Genomic DNA, 22,185 nt, shown 5'->3' with positions numbered 1-22,185 from the left:
GGCCATCGGGTGCGCCCCCTTGAGGGGGGATCCGAAGCGACACGAAGTGCGCGGAGATTCGGGGGAGGACTCATTTCACAGGCCTCCGGTGGGGCGCAGCATCATGTGGCCGCTTTCCAGGTCGAGTTCGGAGCGCAGGATGAACTCGATCGGATAGGGCACCGACCACAGCGTGCCGCGGATCTCGAGCGCGAGCAGGTTGTGGTGCTCGAGCTCGGTGGCGTCGGTCACGCAGCGCACGTCGATGCTGTCCTTCATGATGCGCGGCTCGAAGTCGATGATGGCGGTGCGGATGGCGGCCTCGACGTCGGCGAAGTCGACCTCCGACATGCGCCCGCCGGCCCAGCCTCGCACGCCGTAGTTGACGACCGAGCGACGCGCGCGCGGCAGGTCCTGGATCGAATGCGCGGTGCCGAAGTTGGTGGTGTTCAGCAGCCACTGCAGGTCGCGCAGCACCGAGTCGCGCAGCAGCTTGCCGCTCATCAGGAAGGCGCCCGCGCGCTCCTGGCGGTTGCTCGGCTGCTTGTCGGTCAGGCGGTCGAGCAGCACGGGTTGCAGCCGGTCGCGCGCGACGCTCTCCTGCTCGCCCTCGGCATCGGAGCCCGACCAGGCGGAGGCGCCGACCGTGGCCATCAGGCGGCCTCCCCGGCGGTGAATTCGATGGTGCGCAGCTCGAGCAGCGCATGGTCGCCCGCGTCGCTGATCAGGGTGCGCTGGCCCGCGCCCGCGAACGCGGCCTCGCCGGGCAGCGGCAGCCAGTCGGTGCGGCGCGCGAGCGCGAGGCCGTCCTCGAGCGCGGCGAGCTCGCCCGCATAGCGCACCGGCACCAGCACGGCCAAGCCGCGGCCATCGGCCAGCTCGACCTGCACCGGCGACCACAGCAGGTCGACCAGGTGCTGCGGCCGCTGGAAGCTCAGGCGGCGCACCGAGGGCAGCGGCAGCCAGCCATAGCCCGCGGGCGTGATGACCTCGAGCGCGGCGCCCAGGCGCGCATCGCCGTCGCAGAGCCAGTCGAAGTCGATGCGCTCGAGCGCATCGCCATCGACGCGTTCGCTCGCCGCGTCGCCCGGGCGGTCCACGGCCTGCAGCAGGCCGCGCAGCGCGGGCGTGGCGTCGCGCGCCGACTCGCGCAGGCGGGTGGCCTCGTCGGCCTGGTCGGCCGGCAGCGCGGCGGCCGCGATCAAGGCATCGACCCAGTCCGCGCCGTCGCCGAGCACCGCGGGCGCGCGCGCCGCATCGCCGGCCCAGAAGGCGCTGCGCTGGCGCTCGCCGGCCAGCGCCATCGAGCAGGTGGCGCTCGCGGGCGTGAACGAGGGATCGAACTTGACGGCCGCCTTGAGCTGGTCCTCGGCGCGCTGCCACTCGCCGCGCAGCGCGAGGAAGTGGCACAGCGCGAGCCGCAGGCTGGCGTTCTGGGGATCGGCGCGGATCTGCCGCTGTATCCCCTCGGTGTGCTCGGCCACCGAGCGCTCGCCCAGCACTGCAAACGCGTCGCCCATGAAGCAGCTTCCTCTGTCGTTTCGCCAATGCGCGGTCCCGGCCCTGATGAAGCCAGAGCCGCCGCCGTGGTCGGTGGTTGGATATCGCTCGTGGCCGCCGGCGCCCGCCTCGCGGGGCCGCGGACCTGTCGCGGATGACGGCGCGATGCGCCGCCTTCGCCGCTCGGCCTTCGGCTGGCGGCCCGAAGACCGTCAGCCGGAGACCGGCTCGCGCGCGGCGCCGAGGCACCGCCCGCAAGCCCGGCCGGGCCAGCGGATCAGGCTTCCTTGTTTTCCTTGATGTTCCAGCCGAGCTGGGTTTCGGCGCCCTTGCCGCCCTTGTCGGTCTGTTCCCAGTACTGCTGCTTGACCTTGGCGGCCTGGAACGCGTACTGCACGAACACCGCGTCGCTGCCCTGCTCGGCCGTGTACTGCACCGAGGTGACCAGCACTTCCTCGAGCGTCACGCGCGTGTACTCGATCTGTCCGCCGCCGGCCTTGCAGACCGAGACTTCCACCTTGCTCAGATGCTTGCCGCTGGCGCAGTTCTTCATGACGGACGGGGCCGCCTTGTCGATGCGCGCGAGCACCTGCAGGTCGTTGAAGCTGGCCTTGCCCACGCCACCGCCACCACCGCTGACCATGTTGCCAGGCTGCGTCGCACCCCATGCGAACGACTTGATATCCGTCCAGTCCTTGTGGTTCGAGTCTTTGGATTCGCCGTTCGCGCCTTCGACGCGCATGAACATGTCTACTGCCATCATTAACCCCCGGAGTTGTGCGTGCCCCATCGAGGCACTGTTGAATTAGCTGCTGTCCTTCTTGTTGGACGGCAGCTTCGAAACCAGCCGCAAAGACACCGTGAGCCCTTCGAGCTGGTAGTGCGGCCGGAGAAAAAACTTGGCGGCGTAGTAGCCGGGGTTGTCCTCGATGGGTTCCACCTGGACCTCGGCGGCCGCCAGCGGCTTCATCGCCTTGGTGTCCTGCGACGAGGTACCGGGGCTGCCGTCGACGTAGTTCATGATCCAGTCGTTGAGCCAGCGCTCCATGTCCTCGCGCTCGCGGAACGAGCCGATCTTGTCGCGGACGATGCACTTCAGGTAGTGCGCGAAGCGGCAGCAGGCGAACAGGTAGGGCAGGCGCGCCGCGAGGTTCGCGTTGGCCGAGGCATCGGCGTCGTAGTACTCGGCCGGCTGCTGCAGCGACTGCGCGCCGATGAAGGCCGCGAAGTCGGAGTTCTTGCGGTGCACCAGCGGCATGAAGCCGTTCTTCGCGAGCTCGGCCTCGCGCCGGTCGCTGATCGCGATCTCGGTCGGGCACTTCATGTCGACGCCGCCGTCGTCGGTCGGGAAGGTGTGGGTCGGCAGGTTCTCGACCGCGCCGCCCGATTCCACGCCGCGGATCGAGGTGCACCAGCCGTACTGCTTGAACGAGCGGTTGATGTTCACGCCCATCGCATAGGCCGAGTTGGCCCAGGTGTAGCGGCTGTGCGCGGCCGAGTCGGTCTCTTCCTCGAACTCGAACTCGTCGACCGGGTTGGTGCGCGCGCCATAGGGCAGGCGCGCGAGGAAGCGCGGCATCGCCAGGCCGATGTAGCGCGCGTCTTCCGAGTCGCGCAGCGAGCGCCACGCGGTGTGCTCGGTGTTGTGGAAGATCTTGGTCAGGTCGCGCGGGTTCGACAGCTCCTGCCACGAGTCCATCTGCATCACGGTCGGCGAGGCGCCCGCGATGAAGGGGCAGTGCGCGGCCGCGGCGATCTTGGCCATCTCGCCGAGCATCTCGACGTCGGGCGGGCTGTGGTCGAAATGGAAGTCGCCGATCAGCGCGCCGAAGGGCTCGCCGCCGAACTGGCCGTACTCGGCCTCGTAGATCTTCTTGAACAGCGGGCTCTGGTCCCAGCCGATGCCCTTGTGGCGCTTGAGCGAGCGCGCCACTTCGCGCTTGGAGGCGCACATCACGCGGATCTTGAGCTGCTCGTCGGTCTCGGTGTTGTTCACGAGGTAGTGCAGGCCGCGCCAGGCGCCCTCGAGCTGCTGGAAGTCCTCGTGGTGCAGGATCTGGTTGATCTGCTCGGAGAGTTTGCGGTCGATCTCCGTGATGATGGCCTGCACCGTGCGATAGGCATCGTTGGAGATGGTGACGGAGCTCTCGAGTGCCTGCACCGCCAGCGTCTTGACGGCGTTCTGCACCGCCTCGCGCGCCTGGTCGGTCTTGGGCTTGAACTCGCGCTGGAGCAGGTCCGAGAACTCGTTCGGCTCGAGCGCCTCGACGGTCTGCTGGGCGCGCGCGGATTGTTTTTGCACGGTACTCATGGTGATGGTCCTGTCGACGTGATCGGCTCGCGCTTACTCGGCGGTGCCCGGCGTGCCCGCCGGCTTCTCCGCGGCCGCGTCGATGGCGCTGGCCACCGCGGGGTTCGGGCTGGTGGCCAGCGACTTCAGCAGCGCCGGGTTCTGCAGCGCCTGCGCGATGAGCTGCTCGGCGCCGTTCTTGCCGTCCATGTAGGACAGCAGGTTCGACAGTTCGGTGCGCGCATCGAGCAGCTGCTGCAGCGCGTCGACCTGGCGCGCGATGCGCGCGGGCGAGAAGTCGTCCATGCTGTCGAAGGTGATGTCGACGTTGAGCTGGCCGTCGCCGGTCAGCGTGTTGGGCACCTGGAAGGCCACGCGCGGCTTGATCGACTTCATGCGGTCGTCGAAGTTGTCGATGTCCACCGCCATGAACTCGCGCTCGGCGAGGTCGGGCATCGGGTCGACCTGCTTGCCCGCGAGGTCGGCGATCACGCCCATCACGAAGGGCAGCTGGATCTTGCGTTCGCTGCCGTAGATCTCGACGTCGTACTCGATCTGCACGCGCGGCGCGCGGTTGCGCGCGATGAACTTCTGACCACTGTTCCTGACACGGTTGTCTGCCATAAAGCTTCCTCTTGATTCTTCGATCGAATGCGTGCGGACCGCGTGCGCCGGCCGCCGGCGCCTACTGCGATGCGTCGGACCCCGGTGGCCGGCCGGCCAGGCTCTCCAGCTTCTGCAGTCCCTCGGGCATGAGCTCCTCGATGATCTGGAAGAAGTTGAGCGCCAGCAGCTTCTGCGCCCTGCGTATCAACAGGGGCGCGGGATGACTGGGCTCCGCGCGCTCCAGATACCGACAAGCCTTTTCCAACAACACCTGCACATCTTCGCGGCTCGTTATTTCAATATCGTTGATACCGATCGCACGTAGGCCGGGACCGCCACTTGCAGCGGTCTCGATCGCGCCCGGCGACGAGGCCGTCGCGGCCGGATCGCTCGCCGATGGGCTCTGGCGTTCGGTCCGTGGCGCTTCGACCGCGCCCTGCAATGCCTTCTCGGGCAGCAGTTGCGCCACCGTGCGCATCGATCGTTCGAGGCGCGAGAAATCGGGCGCCCAGCTCTGGCCCAGCGCGCGCTCGGAGGTCTCGCGGATGCGCTGCAGCAGCGCGAGCGCCGAGCGCAACGCGACGATCGGCGGCGCGTCGTTGTCGTAGGCGCGGCGCGCGGCCTCGCGCAGGCGGCCCACGCCGCCCGGGTAATCGATCTGGTCGGCCTTGCTCGAATCGAGCAGCGCCTCGACCTGTCGCAAGGTCATCGTCACGCCACCGTCATCGAGCAGCCGCGCATCGCGCACGCTGCGCCCGATGCCTTCGCTCTCGGCCAGCGCGGCCAACGCATTCATGCGCGGCAACGGATCCTCGTCGCCACCGTCGACCACGCGCGGATGCACGTCGTCCCAGTAGGTCTGCAGCACCACGTCGACCAGTTGCAGCCCCTCGACATAGCCCGGCAGGCCGCGGTTCTCGGTCCACGCGAGCGTGAGCGGCACCAGCACGCGCAGGTCGCGCGTGCGTTCGCACAACTGCCTGGCGATGCGCTCGACCTTGGTCCAGTCGGGCGGCTCGGCCGGAATGATGGTGTTGCCGAACTGCTGCTCGCGCTTGCCGAGCGTCGCCTGCTGCAACGCCATGAAATCGGCGTCGTATTCCAGATCCTCACCGCACGGAAGCGGGCCCTCGACGGGCTTTTGCAAAAGCTCGATCTCTGCCAGCGACACCCGATCTCCCTCGTTCAACCAATCAAAACATTAACGAATCATTAGTTATCTTGAGTGGAAGCGAGGAGCCGGTCAACTACATCAGAGGTCATCATGCCGTCTCTGAATCACAAAGAAGTACATCTTCCATTAACGTTACACAGTACGGCTTAACGGCGCATGACGACGCCGTGACAGAACTCAGCGCAACAGGCCGCGCGCGCCCAGGTTGCGCATCAGCGCGCCGATGCCGAAGGTCCAGCGCGGTGCCTTGTCGGCATGCGCGACGCGATTGACGAGCGCGCCGAGTTCGGGCGCCGCGATGCGCACGATGTCGCCGACCGTGTGCGTGAAGCCCTGGCCCGGACCGTGGCGGTCCTGCGTGGGCGCGAACATCGTGCCGAGGAACAGCATCAGGCCGTCGGGGTAGTCGTGATGGATGCCGATGGCCTGCGCCACGAGGTCGAGCGGATCGCGGCTGATCTTCGCGAGCGAGCTCGAGCCTTCGAGCACGAAGCCCTCGGGCCCGCGGACCTCGAGCGCGACCGTGATGCGGCGCACCTGCGCGATGCCGAAGTGCGCATCGAACAGGCGGATGAACGGACCGATGGCGCACGAGGCGTTGTTGTCCTTCGCCTTGCCCAGCAGCAGTGCGCTGCGGCCTTCGAAGTCGCGCAGGTTGACGTCGTTGCCGAGCGCGGCGCCCAGCGTCTCGCCGCGGCTGTTGACGGCGAGCACGACCTCGGGCTCGGGGTTGTTCCACACCGAGGCCGCATGGATGCCGATGTCGGCCCCCGTGCCCACCGACGAGAGCACGGGCGCCTTGGTGAAGATCTCCGCATCGGGCCCGATGCCGACCTCGAGGTACTGCGACCACGCGCCCTGCGCGATCAGCACCTCCTTGGCCTTCATCGCCTCGGGCGAGCCCGGCACGATGTCGGCGAGGTTGTCGCCGAGCACGCCGCCGAGCGCCGCGCGCGTGGCCTCGGCCTTCGATGCATCGCCGCGCGCCTGTTCCTCGATCACGCGCTCGAGCAGGCTCGCGACGAAGGTCACGCCGCTGGCCTTGACGGCCTGCAGGTCGCAGGGCGCGAGCAGCCACGGCCGGTCCTCGTTGCGCGCGCCGCCGTCGCTGTTGGCGAGCACCTCGGCCAGCGCCGCGATGCGCGGTGCCTGGCCGCTGCGCAGCACGCGCCGCACGGCATCGGCGGGTGGCTCCTGCAGCTCGAGCAGGTCGCTCATGGTGGGCGCGAGCCGCGAGAGGTCATGCAGGCCGTCGCCCTGCACGGCCACGAGCACGGGGCCCACGCCCGGTTGCCAGAGGCGGCCGACGAGGGTGGCCTGGTCGGCGTCTTGCGGGAGGCTGGTGGCGGTCTGGAGATCGAGTGGCATGGCGTTGGTTGTCTCTGGAGGTTGGAAGGAATGCGCGGGCATCGTAGCGCCGCACGCGCCGCGGCGTGCGGTCTTCCACCGACAGGGACTCCGTGGCCTCAGTGCCCAGGCGCCGCGCGCACGCGCGCGACCTCGGCCTGCAGGTCGGGCCAGGCGGGCTCCTGCGGCGCGAAGCGTGCGCGCATGTAGCCCGCGAGCTCGGCGATCTGGCGGTCGTCGAGCGCGTCGCGGAAGGCCGGCATGAAGCCGATGTCGCGCGTCGCGGGATCGCGCACGCCATCGAGGATGGTGCGCAGCAGGTTGTCGGGCTTCGCGCTCGCGAGGTTGCCGTTGAGCGCGAGCGGCGTGTTCACGCCCAGCAGCGTCGGACCGTCGCCGTCGTGGTGGCAGGCGGCACAGGCGCTGTCGAACATGCGCTGCGCGGGACCGAGCAGCTGGCCCTGCGTGCGCGCCGCCGTGTCGACGATGCGCCGTGCCTGGGCCCGTGCGGCGGCCTCGGGCACGGGCTCGGGGTTGAACGAGGCGAGGTAGGTCGCCATCGCGCGGACGTCGGCATCGGGCACGGCGCCGAGTTCGCGCACCACCTCCGCCATCGGGCCGCCCGCGATGCCGTGGCGCGGCGAGTGGCCGTCGCGCAGGTAGCGGTAGAGCGAATCGGCATCCCAGGGCATGGCGGACTTCGAAAGTGCCGTGAGCGGCGGCGCCTCCCAGCCATCGACCATCGCGCCCGACAGGAAGGCGCTGCCGCCCTGCTCCGCGCCCAGCGCATTGCGCGGCGTGTGGCAGGCGCCGCAATGGCCGAGGCCGTTGACGAGGTAGGCGCCGCGGTTCCACTCGGCGCTCTGCGTGGCCACGGGCGCCAGCGGCGCGGGATCGTGGAAGAGCGCGTTCCATCCGGCCATCAGCGGCCGCAGGCTGAACGGGAACTTGAGCTCGGACTTCGGCGTTTCGGCGCGCACCGCGGGCATCGCCATGAAGTAGGCATAGAGCGCCTGCAGGTCGTCGTCGCTGGTCTTCGCGAAGGCGGTGTAGGGGAAGGCCGGATAGAGGTGATGGCCGTCGCGCGACACGCCCTCGCGCATCGCGCGCTGGAAGGCGCTGAAGGACCAGCGACCCAGGCCGGTCTCGGCATCGGGCGTGAGGTTGGTGGTGTAGAGCGTGCCGAAGGGCGTGTCCATCGCGCGGCCGCCGGCGTTGGGCGCGCCGCCCGGCGCGGTGTGGCAGACCGCGCAGTCGCCGAGCGCCGCGAGCACGCGGCCGCGCTCGATGGTGGCCTCGCTGTAGACCGGCGCGGTGAGCGACACCGGCGCGATCGCCGAGCGCCAGCCGAGCAGGCCCGCGACGACGCCGATGCCGCCGACCACGAGCGCGGCGCCCGTGGCCCACAGGCCCTTGCGCCATGGCCAGATGGCATTGCTCCTTCCCCCCCTGGGGGAAGGTCGGGATGGGGGCACTGCGGCCTCACCATCGCCCCGCGGCGTCCCCCCTGCCCCGCCGTCTCCCGCAGGGGAAGGCAGCAGCCCGCGATTCAATTCCGCCAGCACCGTCTCCGGCGTGAACGGCGGCGCCCTGAAGCGCACGCCCGTCGCATCGAAGATCGCGTTCGCGATCGCCGCCGTGCCCGGCACCGACGAGGACTCGCCCGCGCCCAGCGACGGCTCGCCCGGGCGCGGCATGTGCATCACCTCGATCACCGGCACTTCGCGGAAGTTGATGATCGGGTAGCTGCCCCATTCGCGGCTCGCGACCACGCCCGAGGGCAGCACGCCGGGCAGGCGTTCGCCCCCCTCGGCCGGCCCGGACTGCGGCGCGAACTGCACCTGCTCCTTGAGCGCGCGGCTCGTGGTCTGGATCACGTTGCCGTGCACCTGGTGCTCGACGCCCGCGGGATTGACCAGCAGGCCCGCGTCGTGCCCCACCACCACACGGCGCACGTGCACCTCGCCGGTCCGGCGGTTGACCTCGACGTCGGCCACCCAGGCCGCCCAGGCGGCGCCGAAGCCGGGCCACTTGCTGTGCACGTAGCGCGCATAGGCGAAGCCCTGGCCGAACAGGATGTCGCCGCCGGGCCCGAGCCCGCCCTCGGCGTTCTCCTGCGGGCCGGTGCGCAGCCGCCAGCCGGCCTTCTGCGCGGTGGCCTGCACCAGCTCGACCGCGCGCGGATCGTCGAGGTGGCGCAGCCGGAACTGCACCGGGTCGACGCCGGCCGCGGTCGCGAGCTCGTCGATGTACGACTCGTGCGCGAACGAGCTCGGCAGCGCCGACACGCCGCGCAGCCACGAGGCGCGCACGATCGGCGCCATGTCGTTGACCTTCACGCGCAGGTTGTCGTAGCCGTAGGGCGGGCGCGCGGTGCGGTCGCCCATCTCGTAGGCCTGCGCCACCGGCTCGATGGCGCGCGTGAGCAGCAGCGCGAGCGTGGGCGCGCCGTTCGACGGATAGGAAGTCTGGAAGTCGTAGGCCGCGACGCTGCCGTCGGCCGCGAGGCCGCCATCGATCTCCATCAGTTGCGCGGCGCCCTTGGGCTCCCACGCATGCTCCTGCTCGCGCGTGAGCTGCACGCGCACCGGCGCGCCCACGGCGCGCGCGAGCAGCGCGGCATCGGCGGCCACGTCGTCGGCGCCGTTGCGGCCATAGCAGCCCGCGGCCTCCATGCGCACCACGTCGACCTGCAGGTCCTGCACGCCGAGCAGCTTCGCGAGATCGGCGCGCAGCACGTGCGGGTTCTGCGTGCCGGCCCAGCAGCGCAGTTGAATGCCGCTGCCACCGTCGTCCGCGGGCTGCCATTCGGCCAGCGCGCACGAGGGCCCGATCGAGGCATGCATCTGGTAGGGCCAGACATAGGTGCGCGGCATCGGATGCGCGGCGCGCGCGATCGCGCCATCGACGTCGCCCTCGTCGACCAGCAGGCGCTGCGTCGAGGGGTTGTCGCGCAGCGCCTGCGCGAGGTCGTCGAGGCCGGGCATGCCGGGCCAGGGCTTCCAGCGCACGCGCAGTTCGCGCAGCGCCTGCTCGGCGTGCTCCTCGCGCTCGGCCACGATGCCGACGAAGTCGCGGATCACCACCACCGCGCGGATGCCGGGGATGTGCGCGATCGACGATTCGTCGACCGATTCGAGCGTGTTGCCGATGAAGTCGCCATGGTCGGCGCCCGCGTAGGGCGGGCGCACCACGCGCCCATGCAGCATGCCGGGCACGCGCATGTCGTGCACGAAGACCAGTTCGCCCGCGAGCTTGGCCGGGATGTCGACGCGCGCCTGCCGCGTGCCGACCACGCGGTAGTCGGCCGGGTCCTTGATGGCGGCCTTCGCATCGAGCTTGAGCACGGTGCGCTGGCCCGCCACCAGTTGGGCGTAGCTCAGGTGCCGGTCGGGTGCCTCGGCCACGCGCACGATGCCGTTGCGCGCCTGCAATGCCTCGGGCGCCACGCCCAGACGCTCGGCCGCGCGCGCGAGCAGCCAGGCGCGCGCCTGCGCGGCCGCGAGGCGCAGCGGCTGCGCATGGATCTGGATCGAGGCGCTCGCGATGGTCGCGCCCTGGTTGGGCGCGCGCGCGGTGTCGCCGAGCATCACGCGCACGCAGGGCATGCCGAGCTCGAGCTCCTCGGCCACGATCTGGCCCAGCGCGGTCTGGATGCCGGTGCCGAGGTCGACGTGGCCGTTGAGCGCCGAGGCGCTGCCGTCGTCCCACACCGCGAGCAGCACCTCGTCGCCCTCGGCGGGATTGCCCGCGATGAAGGCCGGCTGGCCCTGGGCCGGCGGCGGTGCCGGCGGGGTCTCGCGCACCACCAGCAGCACGCCCTCGGCGGCGAGGAACTCCGCGCGCGTGCGCGGCAGGTCGGCGCGCCGCGTCATGGCGACGTCGCCCGCAGCTGGCGCGCCGCGCGCTGCGCCGCGTCGAGGATCTCGATGTGCGTGCCGCAGCGGCACAGGTTGCCCGAGAGCTCGCTGCGGATGCGCGCCTCGCTGGCATCCGGCTCGCGCGCCAGCAATGCCGCCACCTGCATCACCATGCCGTTGAGGCAGTAGCCGCACTGCGCGGCCTGCGCCTGCTCGAAGGCGGCCTGCACCGGGTGCCAGTCGCCGCGCGTGCCCAGGCCCTCGAGCGTGGTGATGGCGCGGCCCGCGACGCCGTGCGCGGGGATCACGCAGGCGCGCGCGGCCATGCCGTCGACATGCACCGTACAGGCGCCGCACTGGCCGAGGCCGCAGCCGTACTTGGGACCGTTGAGCCCGAGGTCGTTGCGCAGCACCTGCAGCAGCGAGGCCTCGCGCGGCACCGCGAGCGCCTGCGCCCGGCCGTTGACCCTCAGTTGCAGCGGCTCGGCACGGCCCTCAGCGCCGCAGCTGGCCGTCACGGGTGTACATCTCCAGGTCCACGAAGTTCGAGCCGTTGTGGTTCTTCGGCCCGTACTCGATCGGGAAGTCGCCGAAGCGCGTGCTGCCGATGCTCTCGAGGCCCGCGACGAAGCTCTCGCGCGTGAGCGCCTTGCCGCCGCGGCGCAGCCCCTCGGCCATCACGCGCGCGACGATGTAGCCCTCGAGCGCGGTGTAGCTGTCGATCTTCTCGCCGAACTCGGCGCGGTCGCGCTGGTACTCGGCCACGATGGGCACGCGCACGGCCTGCGGCGGCGGCACGATGCTGGCCGTGACCAGGCCCGCGAGCTTGCCCTCGAGCCGCTGCGCCGAGCCGGCCGCGTCGGTGATGCCGACCGACAGCGTGTACAGCGGCGCGCCGCCCGCGCTCGCGCGGTAGTCGCGCATGAAGACCTCGACCTGGCGCCCGGCCATGATCATCACGACCGCGCCGGGCCTGGCCTCGGCGAGGCCCGCGACCACCGGCTTCGCATCCTCGGCGGCGATCGCCAGCGGGAAGGTCTTGACCACCTTCACCTTGTAGTCGGCCGCGAGCTCCTCGCAGGTCGCGAGGTTCGACTTGCCGAAGGCGCTGTCCTGGTGCACCACCGCGATCGACTGGATGCCGATGGTCGACAGGTGGCTGATGATCTTGCGCAGCTCGAGGTCGTAGCCCGCGCGCACGTGGAACAGCAGCCGGTTGGTCTTGGTGCGGAACGAGGTGGTGCCCACCAGCGGCGCGAACATCGGCACGCCCGCCTTCTCGGCCAGCGGCATCGCGGCCGCGAGGTTGCCGGTGGCGACGTAGCCCGTGAGCGCGAACACCTTGTCCTCGTCGATCAGCTTCGCGGTGTTGAGCGCGGTCTTCGCGGGCTCGTAGACGTCGTCGTAGCTCACCAGCTCGAGCCGGCGCCCGTTGATGCCGCCGCCCTTGTTGACGCGGTCGAAGTGCAGCTTGATGCCCGCGCGGTAGTCGATGCCGAAGTCCTTGGCCGGGCCGCTGAACACGGCCGACTGGCCGATGCGGATGGCGCCGTCGCTCACGCCGTTCTCGGCGCGCGCGGCGGCCAGCAGGCCGGGGCCGAGCGCGAGGGCCGCGCCGCCGGCCACCAGGGAACGCCTGGAGAGGGAAATCGTCATGGGGTCGTCTTGTCTCGCAGTGGTGGTGTGTCGGGTGCGCGGCACGGGCCCGCGCACCGACGGGCTTCCCCGTCGTCTTCTCAGGCGCCCTGGATGTCGGCCGACTGGATGCGCTTCACGCCCTTGGCGCTCATCTGCTTCCAGGCCGCGGCCAGCGAGCCGTTGAGGTCGATGGCGCGCGTGGCGTCCTCGATCACGTAGGCATCGAAGCCGGCCTTGCGCGCATCGAGCGCGGTCCAGGCGACGCAGAAGTCGGTCGCCAGGCCGGTCACGAACACGGTCTTGATGCCGCGCGCCTTGAGGTAGCCGGCCAGGCCGGTCGAGGTCTTGCGGTCGGCCTCCTCGAAGGCCGAGTAGCTGTCGACGTCGGCGTGGAAGCCCTTGCGGATGATCAGCTGCGCGGTCGGCAGCTTGAGGTCCTTGTGCAGCGCCGCGTCGTCCGTGCCCTGCACGCAGTGGTCGGGCCACAGCACCTGGTTGCCGTAGTTCAGCTTGATGCTGCTGAAGGGCTTCTGGCCCGCGTGCGCGCTCGCGAACGAGGCATGGCCCTGGGTGTGCCAGTCCTGCGTGACCACGATGTTCTGGAACGAGGCCGCCAGCTGGTTGATGACCGGCACCACGTCGGCACCGCCTTTCACCGGCAGCGTGCCGCCGTCGATGAAGCAGTTCTGCACGTCGACCACGATCAGCACGGCCTTGTCGCCGGGCTTGATCTTCGCGCCGGCGGCGAAGAGCGCGCCCGAGGCGCCGAGCAGGCCGAGGGCGGCCGTGGATTGGAGGAAGCGTCTGCGGTGCGTGTCGTTCATGGTCTGTGCTCCGTGCTTGCGTTGATGGAAACGAAACCCTGCAAGGAATGCGCCCGAAGGCGCATCGACTGACTGACTAGACGCTCAGGTACGCGCGCCGCACTTCCTCGTTGGCCGCGAGCTCGGCCATGGTGGCGTGGTAGCGGATCTGGCCCTTCTCGAGCACGTAGGCGCGGTCGGAGACCAGCTCCGCGAAGTGCATGTTCTGCTCCGACAGCAGGATGCTCACGCCCTGCGCCTTGAGCTCGAGGATCATGTTCGCCATCTGCTCGACGATGACCGGCGCCACGCCTTCGGACGGTTCGTCGAGCAGCACCAGGTAGGGGTTGCCCATCAGCGTGCGCGCCACGGTCAGCATCTGCTGCTCGCCGCCGCTCATGCGACCGCCGGGACGGTGGGGCATCTCGCCGAGATTGGGGAACAGCTCGAACAGCCGCTCGGGCGTCCACAGCGGTGCGTCGCTGCCGTCGGCCCAGCGGCGCGCGGCCTGCTTGCCGACCTCGAGGTTCTCCATCACCGTGAGGTCGGTGAACACGCGCCGGTCCTCGGGCACGAAGCCCAGGCCCAGGCGCGCCGCGTGGTGCGGTTCGCTCTTCGAGATGTCGTGGCCCAGGAAGCGCACCGCGCCGCGGCGCTTGCCGAGCATGCCGATCAGCGCCTTGAGCGTGGTCGACTTGCCGGCGCCGTTGCGGCCCATGAGCGCGACCACCTCGCCGCGCCGCACCTCGAGGTCGACGTCGTAGAGGATCTGGGCCGCGCCGTACCAGGCGCACAGGGCCTTGGCCTGGAGCAGGGGTTCGGAAGCGTTCGTCGTGTTCATGCCGCTGCTTTCTCGAAGGTCTTGCCGCTGCCGAAGTACACCTCCTGCACCTTGGGGTGGTCGCGTATCTCGAGCGGCTTGCCCTGCGCGATGAGGCGGCCGCGCGCCAGCACGATCATGCGGTCGGCATAGGCGAACACCACGTCCATGCTGTGCTCGGTGAACAGCACGGCCATGCCGCGGTCGATGACCAGCTGCTTGGTGAGCGCCATCAGCGAGTTGCGTTCCTTCGGCGCCATGCCGGCCGTGGGCTCGTCCATCAGCAGCAGCTTGGGGCTGTTGGCCATCGCGATCGCGAGCTCGACGCGCTTGACGTCGCCATAGGCCAGCACGCTGCAGGGCCGGTCGGCCTGCGACTTCATGCCGACCTGGTCGAGCAGCGCCAGCGCCTCGTCGCGTTTGTGCTCGGCGGCGCGGCGCCACATCGAGAACAGCTTGCGGTCGTGCGAGAGCAGCGCCATCTGCACGTTCTCGACCACGGTGAGCGAGGCGAAGGTCTCGGCGATCTGGAAGGTGCGGCCCACGCCCATGCGCCAGATCTCGCGCGGCTTGCGGCCCACGAGTTCCTGGCCGTCGAGCGTGATCGAGCCCTGGTCGGCCTTGAGCTGGCCGTTGACCATGTTGAAGGTGGTGGACTTGCCGGCGCCGTTGGGGCCGATCAGCGCCAGCAGTTCGCCGGGCGGCAGCTCGAAGCTGATGCCGTCGACGGCCTTGACGCCCCCGAAGGACTTGCCGAGGTTTTGGACCTTGAGCAGGCTCATGCCTTCACCTCTTCGAGCTTCGCATCGACGGCTTTCTTCTCTTCCTTCGGCGCGCAGAAACGCTCCGCGAGCTGCTTGATCGATCCCGCGATGCCCTGCGGGAACAGCAGCACCAGGATCAGGATGATGGCGCCGAGCATCGCGCGCCAGTAGTCGGTGTTGCGCGCCACGGTGTCGTGCAGCCAGGTGAAGGTGACGGCGCCGACCACCGGGCCCGCGAGCGTCTGGATGCCGCCGAGCAGCACCATCACGAGGCCGTCGACCGACTTGCCGACCGACAGCGTCTCGGGCGAGATGCTGCCCTTGGAGAAGGCGAACAGCGCGCCGGCCAGGCCCGCCACAGCGCCCGCGATGACGAAGGCGGCCCACTGCATGCGCTTGACGTCGATGCCGATGGCGTCGGCGCGCAGCACCGAGTCGCGGCCCGCGCGCAGCGTGTAGCCGAAGGGCGAATACAGCACGCGGCGCAGCCACCAGACGCCGGCCGACACCAGCACCAGCGTGAGCCAGTAGTAGGCGCGCTTGTCCGACAACCAGGCCGAGGGCCAGACGCCCGTGAGGCCGTTGCTGCCGCCCGTGAAGCTGTCCCACTGGTAGGTGATGGCCCAGGTGATCTGCGCGAACGCCAGCGTGAGCATCGCGAGGTACACGCCCGACAGCCGCACCGCGAACCAGCCGTAGACGAAGGCGCCGAGCGCGGCCACCAGCGGCGCGACCACCAGCGTGAGTTCCATCGGCAGGCCCAGCGAGCGCGCGAGCAGCGCGGCGCCGTAGGCCCCGAGGCCGAAGTAGGCCGCATGGCCGAACGAGTGCATGCCGGCCGGGCCCATGATGAAGTGCAGGCTGGCGGCGAACAGGGCCGCGATCAGCAGGTCGATCATCAGCACCAGCGTGTAGGGCGAACCGGCCGTGAGCACCGGCAGCGCGGCGAGCACCAGCGCGAGCACCGCGGCGCCGGCCAGGTAGAGGTTGCCGGCGCGGCGCAGCGGTTCCTCCTGCATGCCGACGTAGCGGCTCGGCGCCTGCGCGCGGCCGAACAGGCCCCACGGGCGCCACACCAGCACGGCCGCCATCACGAGGAAGTCGACCATCAGCGTGAGCTTGGAGAAGGACACGTCGATGCCGAAGATCTGCACCACGCCGAGCCAGATGCACACGGCCTTGATCTCGGCGATCAAGAGCGCGGCCACGTAGGCGCCGGGCAGCGAGCCCATGCCGCCGACCACCACCACCACGAAGGCGGCACCGATGGTGTTGAGGTCCATCTCGAGCGTGGCGGGCTCGCGCGGCAGCTGCAGCGCGCCGCCCAGGCCCGCGAGCAGCGCGCCGAGCGCGAACACCGCGGTGAACAGCCAGGCCTGGTTGACGCCGAGCGCGCTGACCATCTCGCGGTCCTGCGTGGCGGCGCGCACCAGCGTGCCGAAGCGCGTGCGCGTGAGCAGCAGCCAGACCAGGCCCAGCACCACCGGGCCGACCACGATCAGGAACAGGTCGTAGGAGGGGAACTGGCGCCCGAGGATCTCGACCGAGCCCTTGAGGCCGGGCGCGCGCGGGCCCAGCAGCTCGTCGGGGCCCCAGAGCCACAGCACCGCGTCCTTGATGACCAGCACCAGCGCGAAGGTGGCGAGCAGCTGGAACAGCTCGGGCGCCTTGTAGATGCGGCGCAGCAGCAGCACCTCGATCAGCGCGCCGAGCACGCCGACCGCGACCGCCGCGATCAGCAGCGCGGGCCAGAAGCCCAGGCTCGCGCCGAGCTTGTCGACCAGCGTGTACGCGAGGTAGATGCCGACCATGAAGAAGGATCCATGGGCGAAATTGACGATGCGCGTCACGCCGAAGATCAACGAGAGGCCGGCCGCCACGAAGAACAGCGACGAGGCGCCGGCCAACCCGTTGAGCAACTGAACAACGAAGCCTGAAAAGCTCATTCAAGGATCCCGAGGAACTGGAAACTCCCGCCCCCGCCAGGCGCCCGAGGCGCATGGCTGAAGCGGTGGTGGTGCCACCTGCTGCCCATGCCGCGCACGCGCGGACCGTTCGGGCAATGCCCGCGGTCCGCGCGCAGCGGCATCAGTCGGCGGGGCGCATCTTCTTGACTTCGTCGTCGCTCGGCTGGAACTTGGCGCCGTCGAGGTAGACGTAGTCCACCATCACGCCCTTGCCGCCGTCGTTCTTCGTCTTGCCCACGTAGGCGCCCATGGTCGACTGGTTGTCCTGCGCGCGGTAGCTGATCTTGCCGAAGGGGCTGTCGAGCTGCAGGCCCTTGAAGGCCGCGACCAGCTTCTCGGTGTCGGTGCTGCCGGCCTTCTGGATGCCGGCCGCGATCGAGTGGATGGCGCTGTAGCCGACCACCGAGCCCAGGCGCGGGTAGTCCTTGAACTTGGCCTGGTAGGCATCGAGGAAGGCCTTGTGCTCGGGCGTCTTGATGCCGCTCCACGGATAGCCGGTCACGATCCAGCCGTTGGGCGCCTCGTCCTTCAGCGGATCGAGGTACTCGGGTTCGCCGGTCAGCACGCTGACCACTTCACGGTCCTTGAACAGGCCGCGGGTGTTGCCCTCGCGCACGAACTTCGAGAGGTCGGCGCCGAACAGCACGTTGAAGATCGCGTCGGGCTTGGCATCGGCGAGCGCCTGCACCACGCTGCCCGAATCGACCTTGCCCAGCGGCGGCGCCTGCTCGGCGACGAACTCCACGTCGGGCTGCGCGGCCTTCAGCAGGGTCTTGAAGGTCGCGACCGAGGACTGGCCGTACTCGTAGTTGGGGTAGACGATGGCCCAGCGCTTCTTCTTGAGCTTGGCGGCCTCGGGCACCAGCATCGCGACCTGCATGTAGGTCGAGGGACGCAGGCGGTAGGTGTAGCGGTTGCCGTTGCTCCAGACGATCTTGTCGGTCAGCGGCTCGGCGGCCAGGTAGAAGAACTTCTTCTGCTTCGCGAAGTCGGTCAGCGCCAGGCCGGTGTTCGAGAGGAAGGCGCCCGCGAGCACGTCGACCTTCTCGCGCGAGATCAGCTCCTCGGCCACGCGCACGGCGTCGCCGGGGTTGGCGTTGTCGTCGCGGCTGATCAGTTCGATCTTCCGGCCGTTGACCCCGCCCTTGGCGTTGATCTCGTCGACCGCGAGTTCCATGCCCTTCTTGTAGGGCTCGAGGAAGGCCGGCTGCGCCTTGTAGCTGTTGATCTCGCCGATCTTGATCACGCCCTGGGCGTGCGCGGGAACGAGGGCGCAGGTCAGGGTCAGGACGGAAGCCGCGCTGAAAACATGGCGCAAGGGGATCATCGGGAAGCTCCTGGTGGGGTTCGAGAAAAACGGGAAAGGAACGAGGAAATCGGTGGAAAGGTGGAGTGTCGCCTCAGCGCAGGCCGTCTTCGCCCTTGATCTCGCCGGCCTGCAGGCCGCCGATGCGCGGCAGTGGGCGGCCACTGTCGGTGACCGCCACGGCCACCACGATCTCGCCGGCGCGCGGGGCGTCGGAGACGCGGGCCTCGATGGCGTCGAAATGGCTGCGCACGAAGGCCGCGTCCTTGTGGCCCAGCGGCACGTCGATGGCGGTGCCGAGGGTGCCGAGCTTCTTGGCCGAGGGCACGAGCGCCGCGCCCTTCTCGACCGCCACGCGCAGCGGCGCGCCGAGCTTGGGATGCAGGATCGCGGCCGCGTGTTCGAGCTCGCCGCCTTCGCCGACGATCGCGGCCTTGCCGTAGCTCTGCGCCTGGCCGGGCTCGATGCCCAGCGCCTTCACGGCCTTCTGGCCCAGCAGCGCGCCGAGCTCCTCGCCGATCGCGATCAGCTCGTCGAGGTTCTCGCTGTAGCGGCCCGCGTAGGGGTTGGCGATCACGGCGATGGCGACGGCGCGGCGCGTGGGCGGCGCGATGTCGCGGCCCATTTCCTTGCGGGTTTCGTCGACCTGGACGACGAGCTTGCGGATGTTGGCGGTCATGTCTGGATTTCCTTTGGCTTCTCTTCTTGTCTCTTCGTACACGGGCTCAGCGCAAGCCGTCCCACTTGGCGATGTTCTCTGCCAGCAGGCCGCCGACGCGCGCATGCACGCGGTAGCCGGTGCTCATCGCGAGGATGAACACGATCTCGTCGGCCGCGGGCGCGCCGGGCACGCGCACTTCGATGGCGTCGAACTGGCCGCGCACGTAGCTGGCGTTGATGTTGGTCAGCGGCACGTCGAGCGTGGTGCCGGGCGCGCCGACCTTCTTGGTCGAGGGCACGATCGACAGCGCATTGCCCGGCTGGCCGGTCTTCTTCTCGTCGACGGTGCCCTTGGCATAGGCGACGCGGTCGCCCTTCCAGCCGAGCAGCTCGCGCATCGCATAGCCGCCGGGCACGTGCCACAGCGCGCCATGCTCGAGCTCGCCCGCGGCGCCGACGATGGCGCCCTTGCCGTAGGTGGCGAGTTGCTCGAGCGGCACGTCCATCGCGGCGTGCAGCTTGTGCGCCATCTCGAGGCCCACCGGATCGAGCAGGCTCATCATCGGCAGGATGTCGGGCTCGTAGCGGCCCGCGAAGGGATTGGTCAGCACGGCGGCGATGGCACCACGCACCAGCGGCGTCTGGGCACGCGGCCCGAACTCGTGGTGGATGTGCTCGACCTGGGTGAAGACTCGGCGGATATCGATCATGAAAAAGAACCTTGCTTTTCGTTAAGCAATTACTGAACCAACTGCGCGCGGAAGCCTTGTTTCGAGGGGCTTCGAGCATAAGGGCTCGACCAGTCGCCACTGCCCCTGGCAAACGAGCAGAGCGGCCCATGCGAGCCCGCCTTTTTGCAGGACGCGGGCGCACACCGCGCCCGTATCGAGTGCGCTGCGCACCTGCGCGGGGGGCAGTGGCGGCACGTCGACGGTGACCAGCGTGTCGCCGAGGTCGCTGTTGTCCTTGCGCTCGCTCGCGGGCACGCGGCGGATCGCCTCGTTGTCGACGTCGACCGCGTTGGCGATCACGGTCGCGGCCGCATCGGCCTGCGCCGCGGTGGCCGCCAGCACCGTCACGCTGTCGGCGATGCCGAGCGAGAAGCTGCGCCCGCGCCAGCCGCTGGTGGCGACGCCGCGCACCGGCTGGTCGGCGCGCAGTTCGAACTGACCGTCGGTGTCGACGAGGCCGTTGGCATCGCGCCAGTCGAAGCGCGCGAGGTCCGCGTAGACGCCCACGCGCGCCGTCTGGCCCGGCGCCAGATGCACGGCGATGTCGCCGCCGTTGTTGACCCAGGCGCGCTCGATGCCGGGGCGCTGGTAGAAGGCGATCAGCTCCTGCGCCACCGCGCCCGCGACCGCGGCCATCGGCGTGATGAAGGTCGGCGCGAACGCCGCGCAGGCATCCCACATGCGGCGCGCCACCACGCCGCGCGGACGCATCTTGTCGGTGACCGGCAGCCGCAGCAGCGGCAGTTCGTGCACCAGTTCGTCGAGCACGTGCGCGAAGCGCGCCCAGGCCGCATCGTGCGCGGCCGCCACCGCGTAGCGGTCGCCATGCGCCTCGGCCACGATGTCGATCGGGCCGTGGTTGAAGTGCCAGCGGTGCTCGTCGAGCGCCGTGCGTTGGGCGGTCATGTGCGGTCGCCGCCGGGCCGCCCCAAGGCGGACCGCGTCGCCCCCTCGGGGGGTGGAGTTACACGCGCGCAGCGCGTGAAAAGCCGGGGGGCTCTCATTTCAGCCCAGCATGGGGGCGTGACCGAGGGGCCAGGGATTGGCTTCGTCGATGACGAGCCATTGGCGCGCGAGCGGCGCGCCGTCTTCCTGCCAGGCACCGCGCGCGAGCGCCTGCTCGAGCGGGAAGACGTGCTCCATGTGGCCGCCGAGCGCCTCGTAGTCGGCACGCCGCATGCTGAACTCGATGGGCGCGACGATCGCGGGCGTGGGCACGGTGCCGAAGCTGTTGTCGGGCATGCGCATGACGTCGGCCATCACCGTGATGCCGCCGCCGGGCCATACATAGGCCGGCGCGCCGCCGCAGGTGACGTTGACCAGCGCGCGCTTGATGGCGCGCGTGAGCAGCACCGGGTTCTCGGTGACGCCCGCGCGCAGGCTGCCGCCGGCACCGCCGAGGAACAGCACGGTACACAGCGAGGGCTCGCAGTTCTCGCCGATGCGGTCGACGATGCGCTTGACCTCGGGCGGCATCGGCTGCTCGACGGGCTGCAGCGCGTCGTCGAGCACGTACCACTGCGCATGCTCGCCGGTGGTCGAGGTCATGAGCAGGCGCAGGCCGGGCTTGGCCACGCCCTCCTCCCAGCCCTCGATGATCGACAGCGGATCAGCGATGTCGGTGCCGCCCCAGCCGTTGCCCGGATTGGCGACCTGGAAGTAGCGCCCCGGCGTCGACTTGCGGCCCAGCATCTGGATACCCGAGGGCGGCATGTCGAGGCAGCGGCCGGCCTGGTGCTCGGTCAGCACGCCCGTGATGTGGTCGTCGACCACCACCACCTCGTCGGCCACGCCCGCGAACTGGCGCGCGAAGATGCCGACCGCCGCGGAGCCGCAGCCCACGCGCATGCGCTGTTCTTCCACGCCGTTGACGATCGGCGCCTTGCCGGCCTGGATCACCAGGCTGGCGCCGCCGTCGATGGTGCATTCGATGGCCTTCTTGTTGCCCAGCAGCTGCATCAGCTCGGCCGTCATGCGGCCTTCCTTCTTGCTGCCGCCCGTGAGGTGGTGCACGCCGCCCAGCGACAGCATCTGCGAGCCGTACTCGGCCGTGGTGACGTGGCCCACCACCTCGCCGCGGTAGCGCACGTTGGCCTGCTCGGCGCCGAGGAAGCGGTCGGTGTCGATCTTCACCTTGAAGCTGCAGTAGCTGAAGATGCCCTCGGTGACCACGGTGACCATGTCCACGCCCTGCGCCTTCGAGGCGACGATGAAGGGCGCGGGCTTGTAGTCGGGGTAGGTGGTGGAGGAACCCACGCCGGTGACGAAGACCTCGTCGGCATGCAGCAGGTCGCCGTTCCAGTCGGCCGACGACTCTTCGGCCTTGCCGTCTTCGGCCGCCGCCGTGCGGTCGAAAGCCACCAGCGCGGGCGCATCGCTCGCGAGCTGGCGACGCAGCAGCACCACGGGATCGACGCGCACCAGCACGCCCTCGCGGTTGGCATAGCGGTCGCAGGCGCCGGTGCGGCCATCGGAGATCTGGCACAGCACCGGGCAGGCATTGCATTCGACCTTGGCCGCGCTCATGCGCTCGTTGCGCAACGGCGCCTTGCCGAAACCGCCGGGGCCGGCCTCGGCGACCACCGGCACGTCCATGCCCGGCAGTCCGTCTGTCTTCGTGTGTTCCGTCATCGGGGGGCGACCTCTTGTTGGCTGCAAATCGTGGTGGCGGGGTTTGCAACAAACGTGCCGCATGTCCGCTTGTGCCGGGGCTTTCGTTTGTGTAGCATCCCCTACACTT

At 69.9% G+C, this 22,185-nt stretch carries 19 protein-coding genes; all 19 read right to left on the bottom strand.

Going from position 1 to position 22,185, the window contains the following annotated elements:
- Nucleotides 1-75: 75 nt before the first annotated feature.
- Nucleotides 76-633 carry a type VI secretion system baseplate subunit TssE gene (gene tssE, locus R0232_RS01190; protein ID WP_431510997.1) on the bottom strand — a complete coding sequence of 186 codons (558 nt, stop codon included), beginning with the start codon at nucleotides 631-633 and terminating at the stop codon, nucleotides 76-78.
- Nucleotides 633-1,499, bottom strand: coding sequence for a type VI secretion system accessory protein TagJ (locus tag R0232_RS01185; protein ID WP_431510996.1), 867 nt, complete (start codon nucleotides 1,497-1,499; stop codon nucleotides 633-635). The genes tssE and R0232_RS01185 overlap by 1 nt, the downstream gene beginning before the upstream one ends.
- 257 nt (nucleotides 1,500-1,756) lie before the next feature.
- The gene (locus R0232_RS01180) at nucleotides 1,757-2,239 is read right to left on the bottom strand and encodes an Hcp family type VI secretion system effector (RefSeq protein ID WP_057593445.1); all 483 of its coding nucleotides are present in this window, start codon (nucleotides 2,237-2,239) and stop codon (nucleotides 1,757-1,759) included.
- Nucleotides 2,240-2,284: 45 nt separating this feature from the next.
- Entirely contained in the window at nucleotides 2,285-3,790 is a 1,506-nt protein-coding gene (gene tssC / locus R0232_RS01175) for a type VI secretion system contractile sheath large subunit (RefSeq protein WP_093343894.1), read from the bottom strand.
- A gap of 33 nt (nucleotides 3,791-3,823) precedes the next feature.
- Complete coding sequence (tssB, locus tag R0232_RS01170) at nucleotides 3,824-4,393, bottom strand: type VI secretion system contractile sheath small subunit (protein WP_203203679.1); 570 nt, start codon at nucleotides 4,391-4,393, stop codon at nucleotides 3,824-3,826.
- 61 nt (nucleotides 4,394-4,454) lie between these two features.
- Nucleotides 4,455-5,546: a type VI secretion system protein TssA gene (tssA, locus tag R0232_RS01165; protein WP_431510995.1), complete on the bottom strand. Its 1,092-nt coding sequence runs from the start codon at nucleotides 5,544-5,546 to the stop codon at nucleotides 4,455-4,457.
- Nucleotides 5,547-5,726: 180 nt separating this feature from the next.
- Entirely contained in the window at nucleotides 5,727-6,917 is a 1,191-nt protein-coding gene (locus R0232_RS01160; RefSeq protein ID WP_431510994.1) for a fumarylacetoacetate hydrolase family protein, read from the bottom strand.
- A gap of 98 nt (nucleotides 6,918-7,015) precedes the next feature.
- The gene (locus R0232_RS01155; protein WP_431510993.1) at nucleotides 7,016-10,771 is read right to left on the bottom strand and encodes a molybdopterin cofactor-binding domain-containing protein; all 3,756 of its coding nucleotides are present in this window, start codon (nucleotides 10,769-10,771) and stop codon (nucleotides 7,016-7,018) included.
- A complete protein-coding gene (locus R0232_RS01150; RefSeq protein WP_431510992.1) occupies nucleotides 10,768-11,274 on the bottom strand; it encodes a (2Fe-2S)-binding protein in 507 nt (168 codons plus the stop codon). The genes R0232_RS01155 and R0232_RS01150 overlap by 4 nt, the downstream gene beginning before the upstream one ends.
- Nucleotides 11,252-12,412 carry an ABC transporter substrate-binding protein gene (locus R0232_RS01145; RefSeq protein WP_431510991.1) on the bottom strand — a complete coding sequence of 387 codons (1,161 nt, stop codon included), beginning with the start codon at nucleotides 12,410-12,412 and terminating at the stop codon, nucleotides 11,252-11,254. Before R0232_RS01145 ends, R0232_RS01150 begins: the two co-directional genes overlap by 23 nt.
- 80 nt (nucleotides 12,413-12,492) lie before the next feature.
- A complete protein-coding gene (gene pncA, locus R0232_RS01140) occupies nucleotides 12,493-13,218 on the bottom strand; it encodes a bifunctional nicotinamidase/pyrazinamidase (protein WP_057593414.1) in 726 nt (241 codons plus the stop codon).
- 76 nt (nucleotides 13,219-13,294) lie between these two features.
- A complete protein-coding gene (locus R0232_RS01135; RefSeq protein WP_431510990.1) occupies nucleotides 13,295-14,038 on the bottom strand; it encodes an ABC transporter ATP-binding protein in 744 nt (247 codons plus the stop codon).
- Complete coding sequence (locus R0232_RS01130; protein ID WP_431510989.1) at nucleotides 14,035-14,799, bottom strand: ABC transporter ATP-binding protein; 765 nt, start codon at nucleotides 14,797-14,799, stop codon at nucleotides 14,035-14,037. Before R0232_RS01130 ends, R0232_RS01135 begins: the two co-directional genes overlap by 4 nt.
- On the bottom strand, nucleotides 14,796-16,727 hold the full coding sequence (locus R0232_RS01125) for an ABC transporter permease (RefSeq protein ID WP_431510988.1): 1,932 nt from the start codon (nucleotides 16,725-16,727) through the stop codon (nucleotides 14,796-14,798). The genes R0232_RS01130 and R0232_RS01125 overlap by 4 nt, the downstream gene beginning before the upstream one ends.
- Before the next feature lie 142 nt (nucleotides 16,728-16,869).
- Nucleotides 16,870-18,075, bottom strand: coding sequence for an ABC transporter substrate-binding protein (locus tag R0232_RS01120; RefSeq protein ID WP_093343883.1), 1,206 nt, complete (start codon nucleotides 18,073-18,075; stop codon nucleotides 16,870-16,872).
- Between the two features lie 73 nt (nucleotides 18,076-18,148).
- Nucleotides 18,149-18,733, bottom strand: coding sequence for an amino acid synthesis family protein (locus R0232_RS01115; protein ID WP_057593419.1), 585 nt, complete (start codon nucleotides 18,731-18,733; stop codon nucleotides 18,149-18,151).
- Between the two features lie 46 nt (nucleotides 18,734-18,779).
- Nucleotides 18,780-19,424 (bottom strand): amino acid synthesis family protein, encoded by a 645-nt coding sequence (locus R0232_RS01110; protein ID WP_057593420.1) that lies wholly within the window; start codon nucleotides 19,422-19,424, stop codon nucleotides 18,780-18,782.
- A 21-nt stretch (nucleotides 19,425-19,445) separates the two neighbouring features.
- The gene (locus tag R0232_RS01105) at nucleotides 19,446-20,351 is read right to left on the bottom strand and encodes a UPF0280 family protein (RefSeq protein ID WP_431510987.1); all 906 of its coding nucleotides are present in this window, start codon (nucleotides 20,349-20,351) and stop codon (nucleotides 19,446-19,448) included.
- A 99-nt stretch (nucleotides 20,352-20,450) separates the two neighbouring features.
- Nucleotides 20,451-22,076: a 6-hydroxynicotinate reductase gene (locus tag R0232_RS01100; protein ID WP_296793997.1), complete on the bottom strand. Its 1,626-nt coding sequence runs from the start codon at nucleotides 22,074-22,076 to the stop codon at nucleotides 20,451-20,453.
- Nucleotides 22,077-22,185 lie beyond the last annotated feature (109 nt).

This window comes from Variovorax sp. DAIF25 (genome assembly GCF_050711835.1).
In the GTDB taxonomy this organism is placed as follows: domain Bacteria; phylum Pseudomonadota; class Gammaproteobacteria; order Burkholderiales; family Burkholderiaceae_C; genus Variovorax.
This window is presented reverse-complemented; position numbering and strand designations above follow the sequence as displayed.

Coding starts and splice junctions, on each gene's coding strand:
- R0232_RS01110 (WP_057593420.1), bottom strand. CDS start 19,424: ATGATCGATATCCGCCGAGTCTTCACCCAGGTCGAGCACATCCACCAC.
- R0232_RS01135 (WP_431510990.1), bottom strand. CDS start 14,038: ATGAACACGACGAACGCTTCCGAACCCCTGCTCCAGGCCAAGGCCCTG.
- R0232_RS01100 (WP_296793997.1), bottom strand. CDS start 22,076: ATGACGGAACACACGAAGACAGACGGACTGCCGGGCATGGACGTGCCG.
- R0232_RS01130 (WP_431510989.1), bottom strand. CDS start 14,799: ATGAGCCTGCTCAAGGTCCAAAACCTCGGCAAGTCCTTCGGGGGCGTC.
- pncA (WP_057593414.1), bottom strand. CDS start 13,218: ATGAACGACACGCACCGCAGACGCTTCCTCCAATCCACGGCCGCCCTC.
- R0232_RS01155 (WP_431510993.1), bottom strand. CDS start 10,771: ATGACGCGGCGCGCCGACCTGCCGCGCACGCGCGCGGAGTTCCTCGCC.
- R0232_RS01145 (WP_431510991.1), bottom strand. CDS start 12,412: ATGACGATTTCCCTCTCCAGGCGTTCCCTGGTGGCCGGCGGCGCGGCC.
- tssE (WP_431510997.1), bottom strand. CDS start 633: ATGGCCACGGTCGGCGCCTCCGCCTGGTCGGGCTCCGATGCCGAGGGC.
- R0232_RS01180 (WP_057593445.1), bottom strand. CDS start 2,239: ATGGCAGTAGACATGTTCATGCGCGTCGAAGGCGCGAACGGCGAATCC.
- R0232_RS01105 (WP_431510987.1), bottom strand. CDS start 20,351: ATGACCGCCCAACGCACGGCGCTCGACGAGCACCGCTGGCACTTCAAC.
- R0232_RS01160 (WP_431510994.1), bottom strand. CDS start 6,917: ATGCCACTCGATCTCCAGACCGCCACCAGCCTCCCGCAAGACGCCGAC.
- R0232_RS01115 (WP_057593419.1), bottom strand. CDS start 18,733: ATGACCGCCAACATCCGCAAGCTCGTCGTCCAGGTCGACGAAACCCGC.
- R0232_RS01120 (WP_093343883.1), bottom strand. CDS start 18,075: ATGATCCCCTTGCGCCATGTTTTCAGCGCGGCTTCCGTCCTGACCCTG.
- tssB (WP_203203679.1), bottom strand. CDS start 4,393: ATGGCAGACAACCGTGTCAGGAACAGTGGTCAGAAGTTCATCGCGCGC.
- R0232_RS01125 (WP_431510988.1), bottom strand. CDS start 16,727: ATGAGCTTTTCAGGCTTCGTTGTTCAGTTGCTCAACGGGTTGGCCGGC.
- tssC (WP_093343894.1), bottom strand. CDS start 3,790: ATGAGTACCGTGCAAAAACAATCCGCGCGCGCCCAGCAGACCGTCGAG.
- R0232_RS01185 (WP_431510996.1), bottom strand. CDS start 1,499: ATGGGCGACGCGTTTGCAGTGCTGGGCGAGCGCTCGGTGGCCGAGCAC.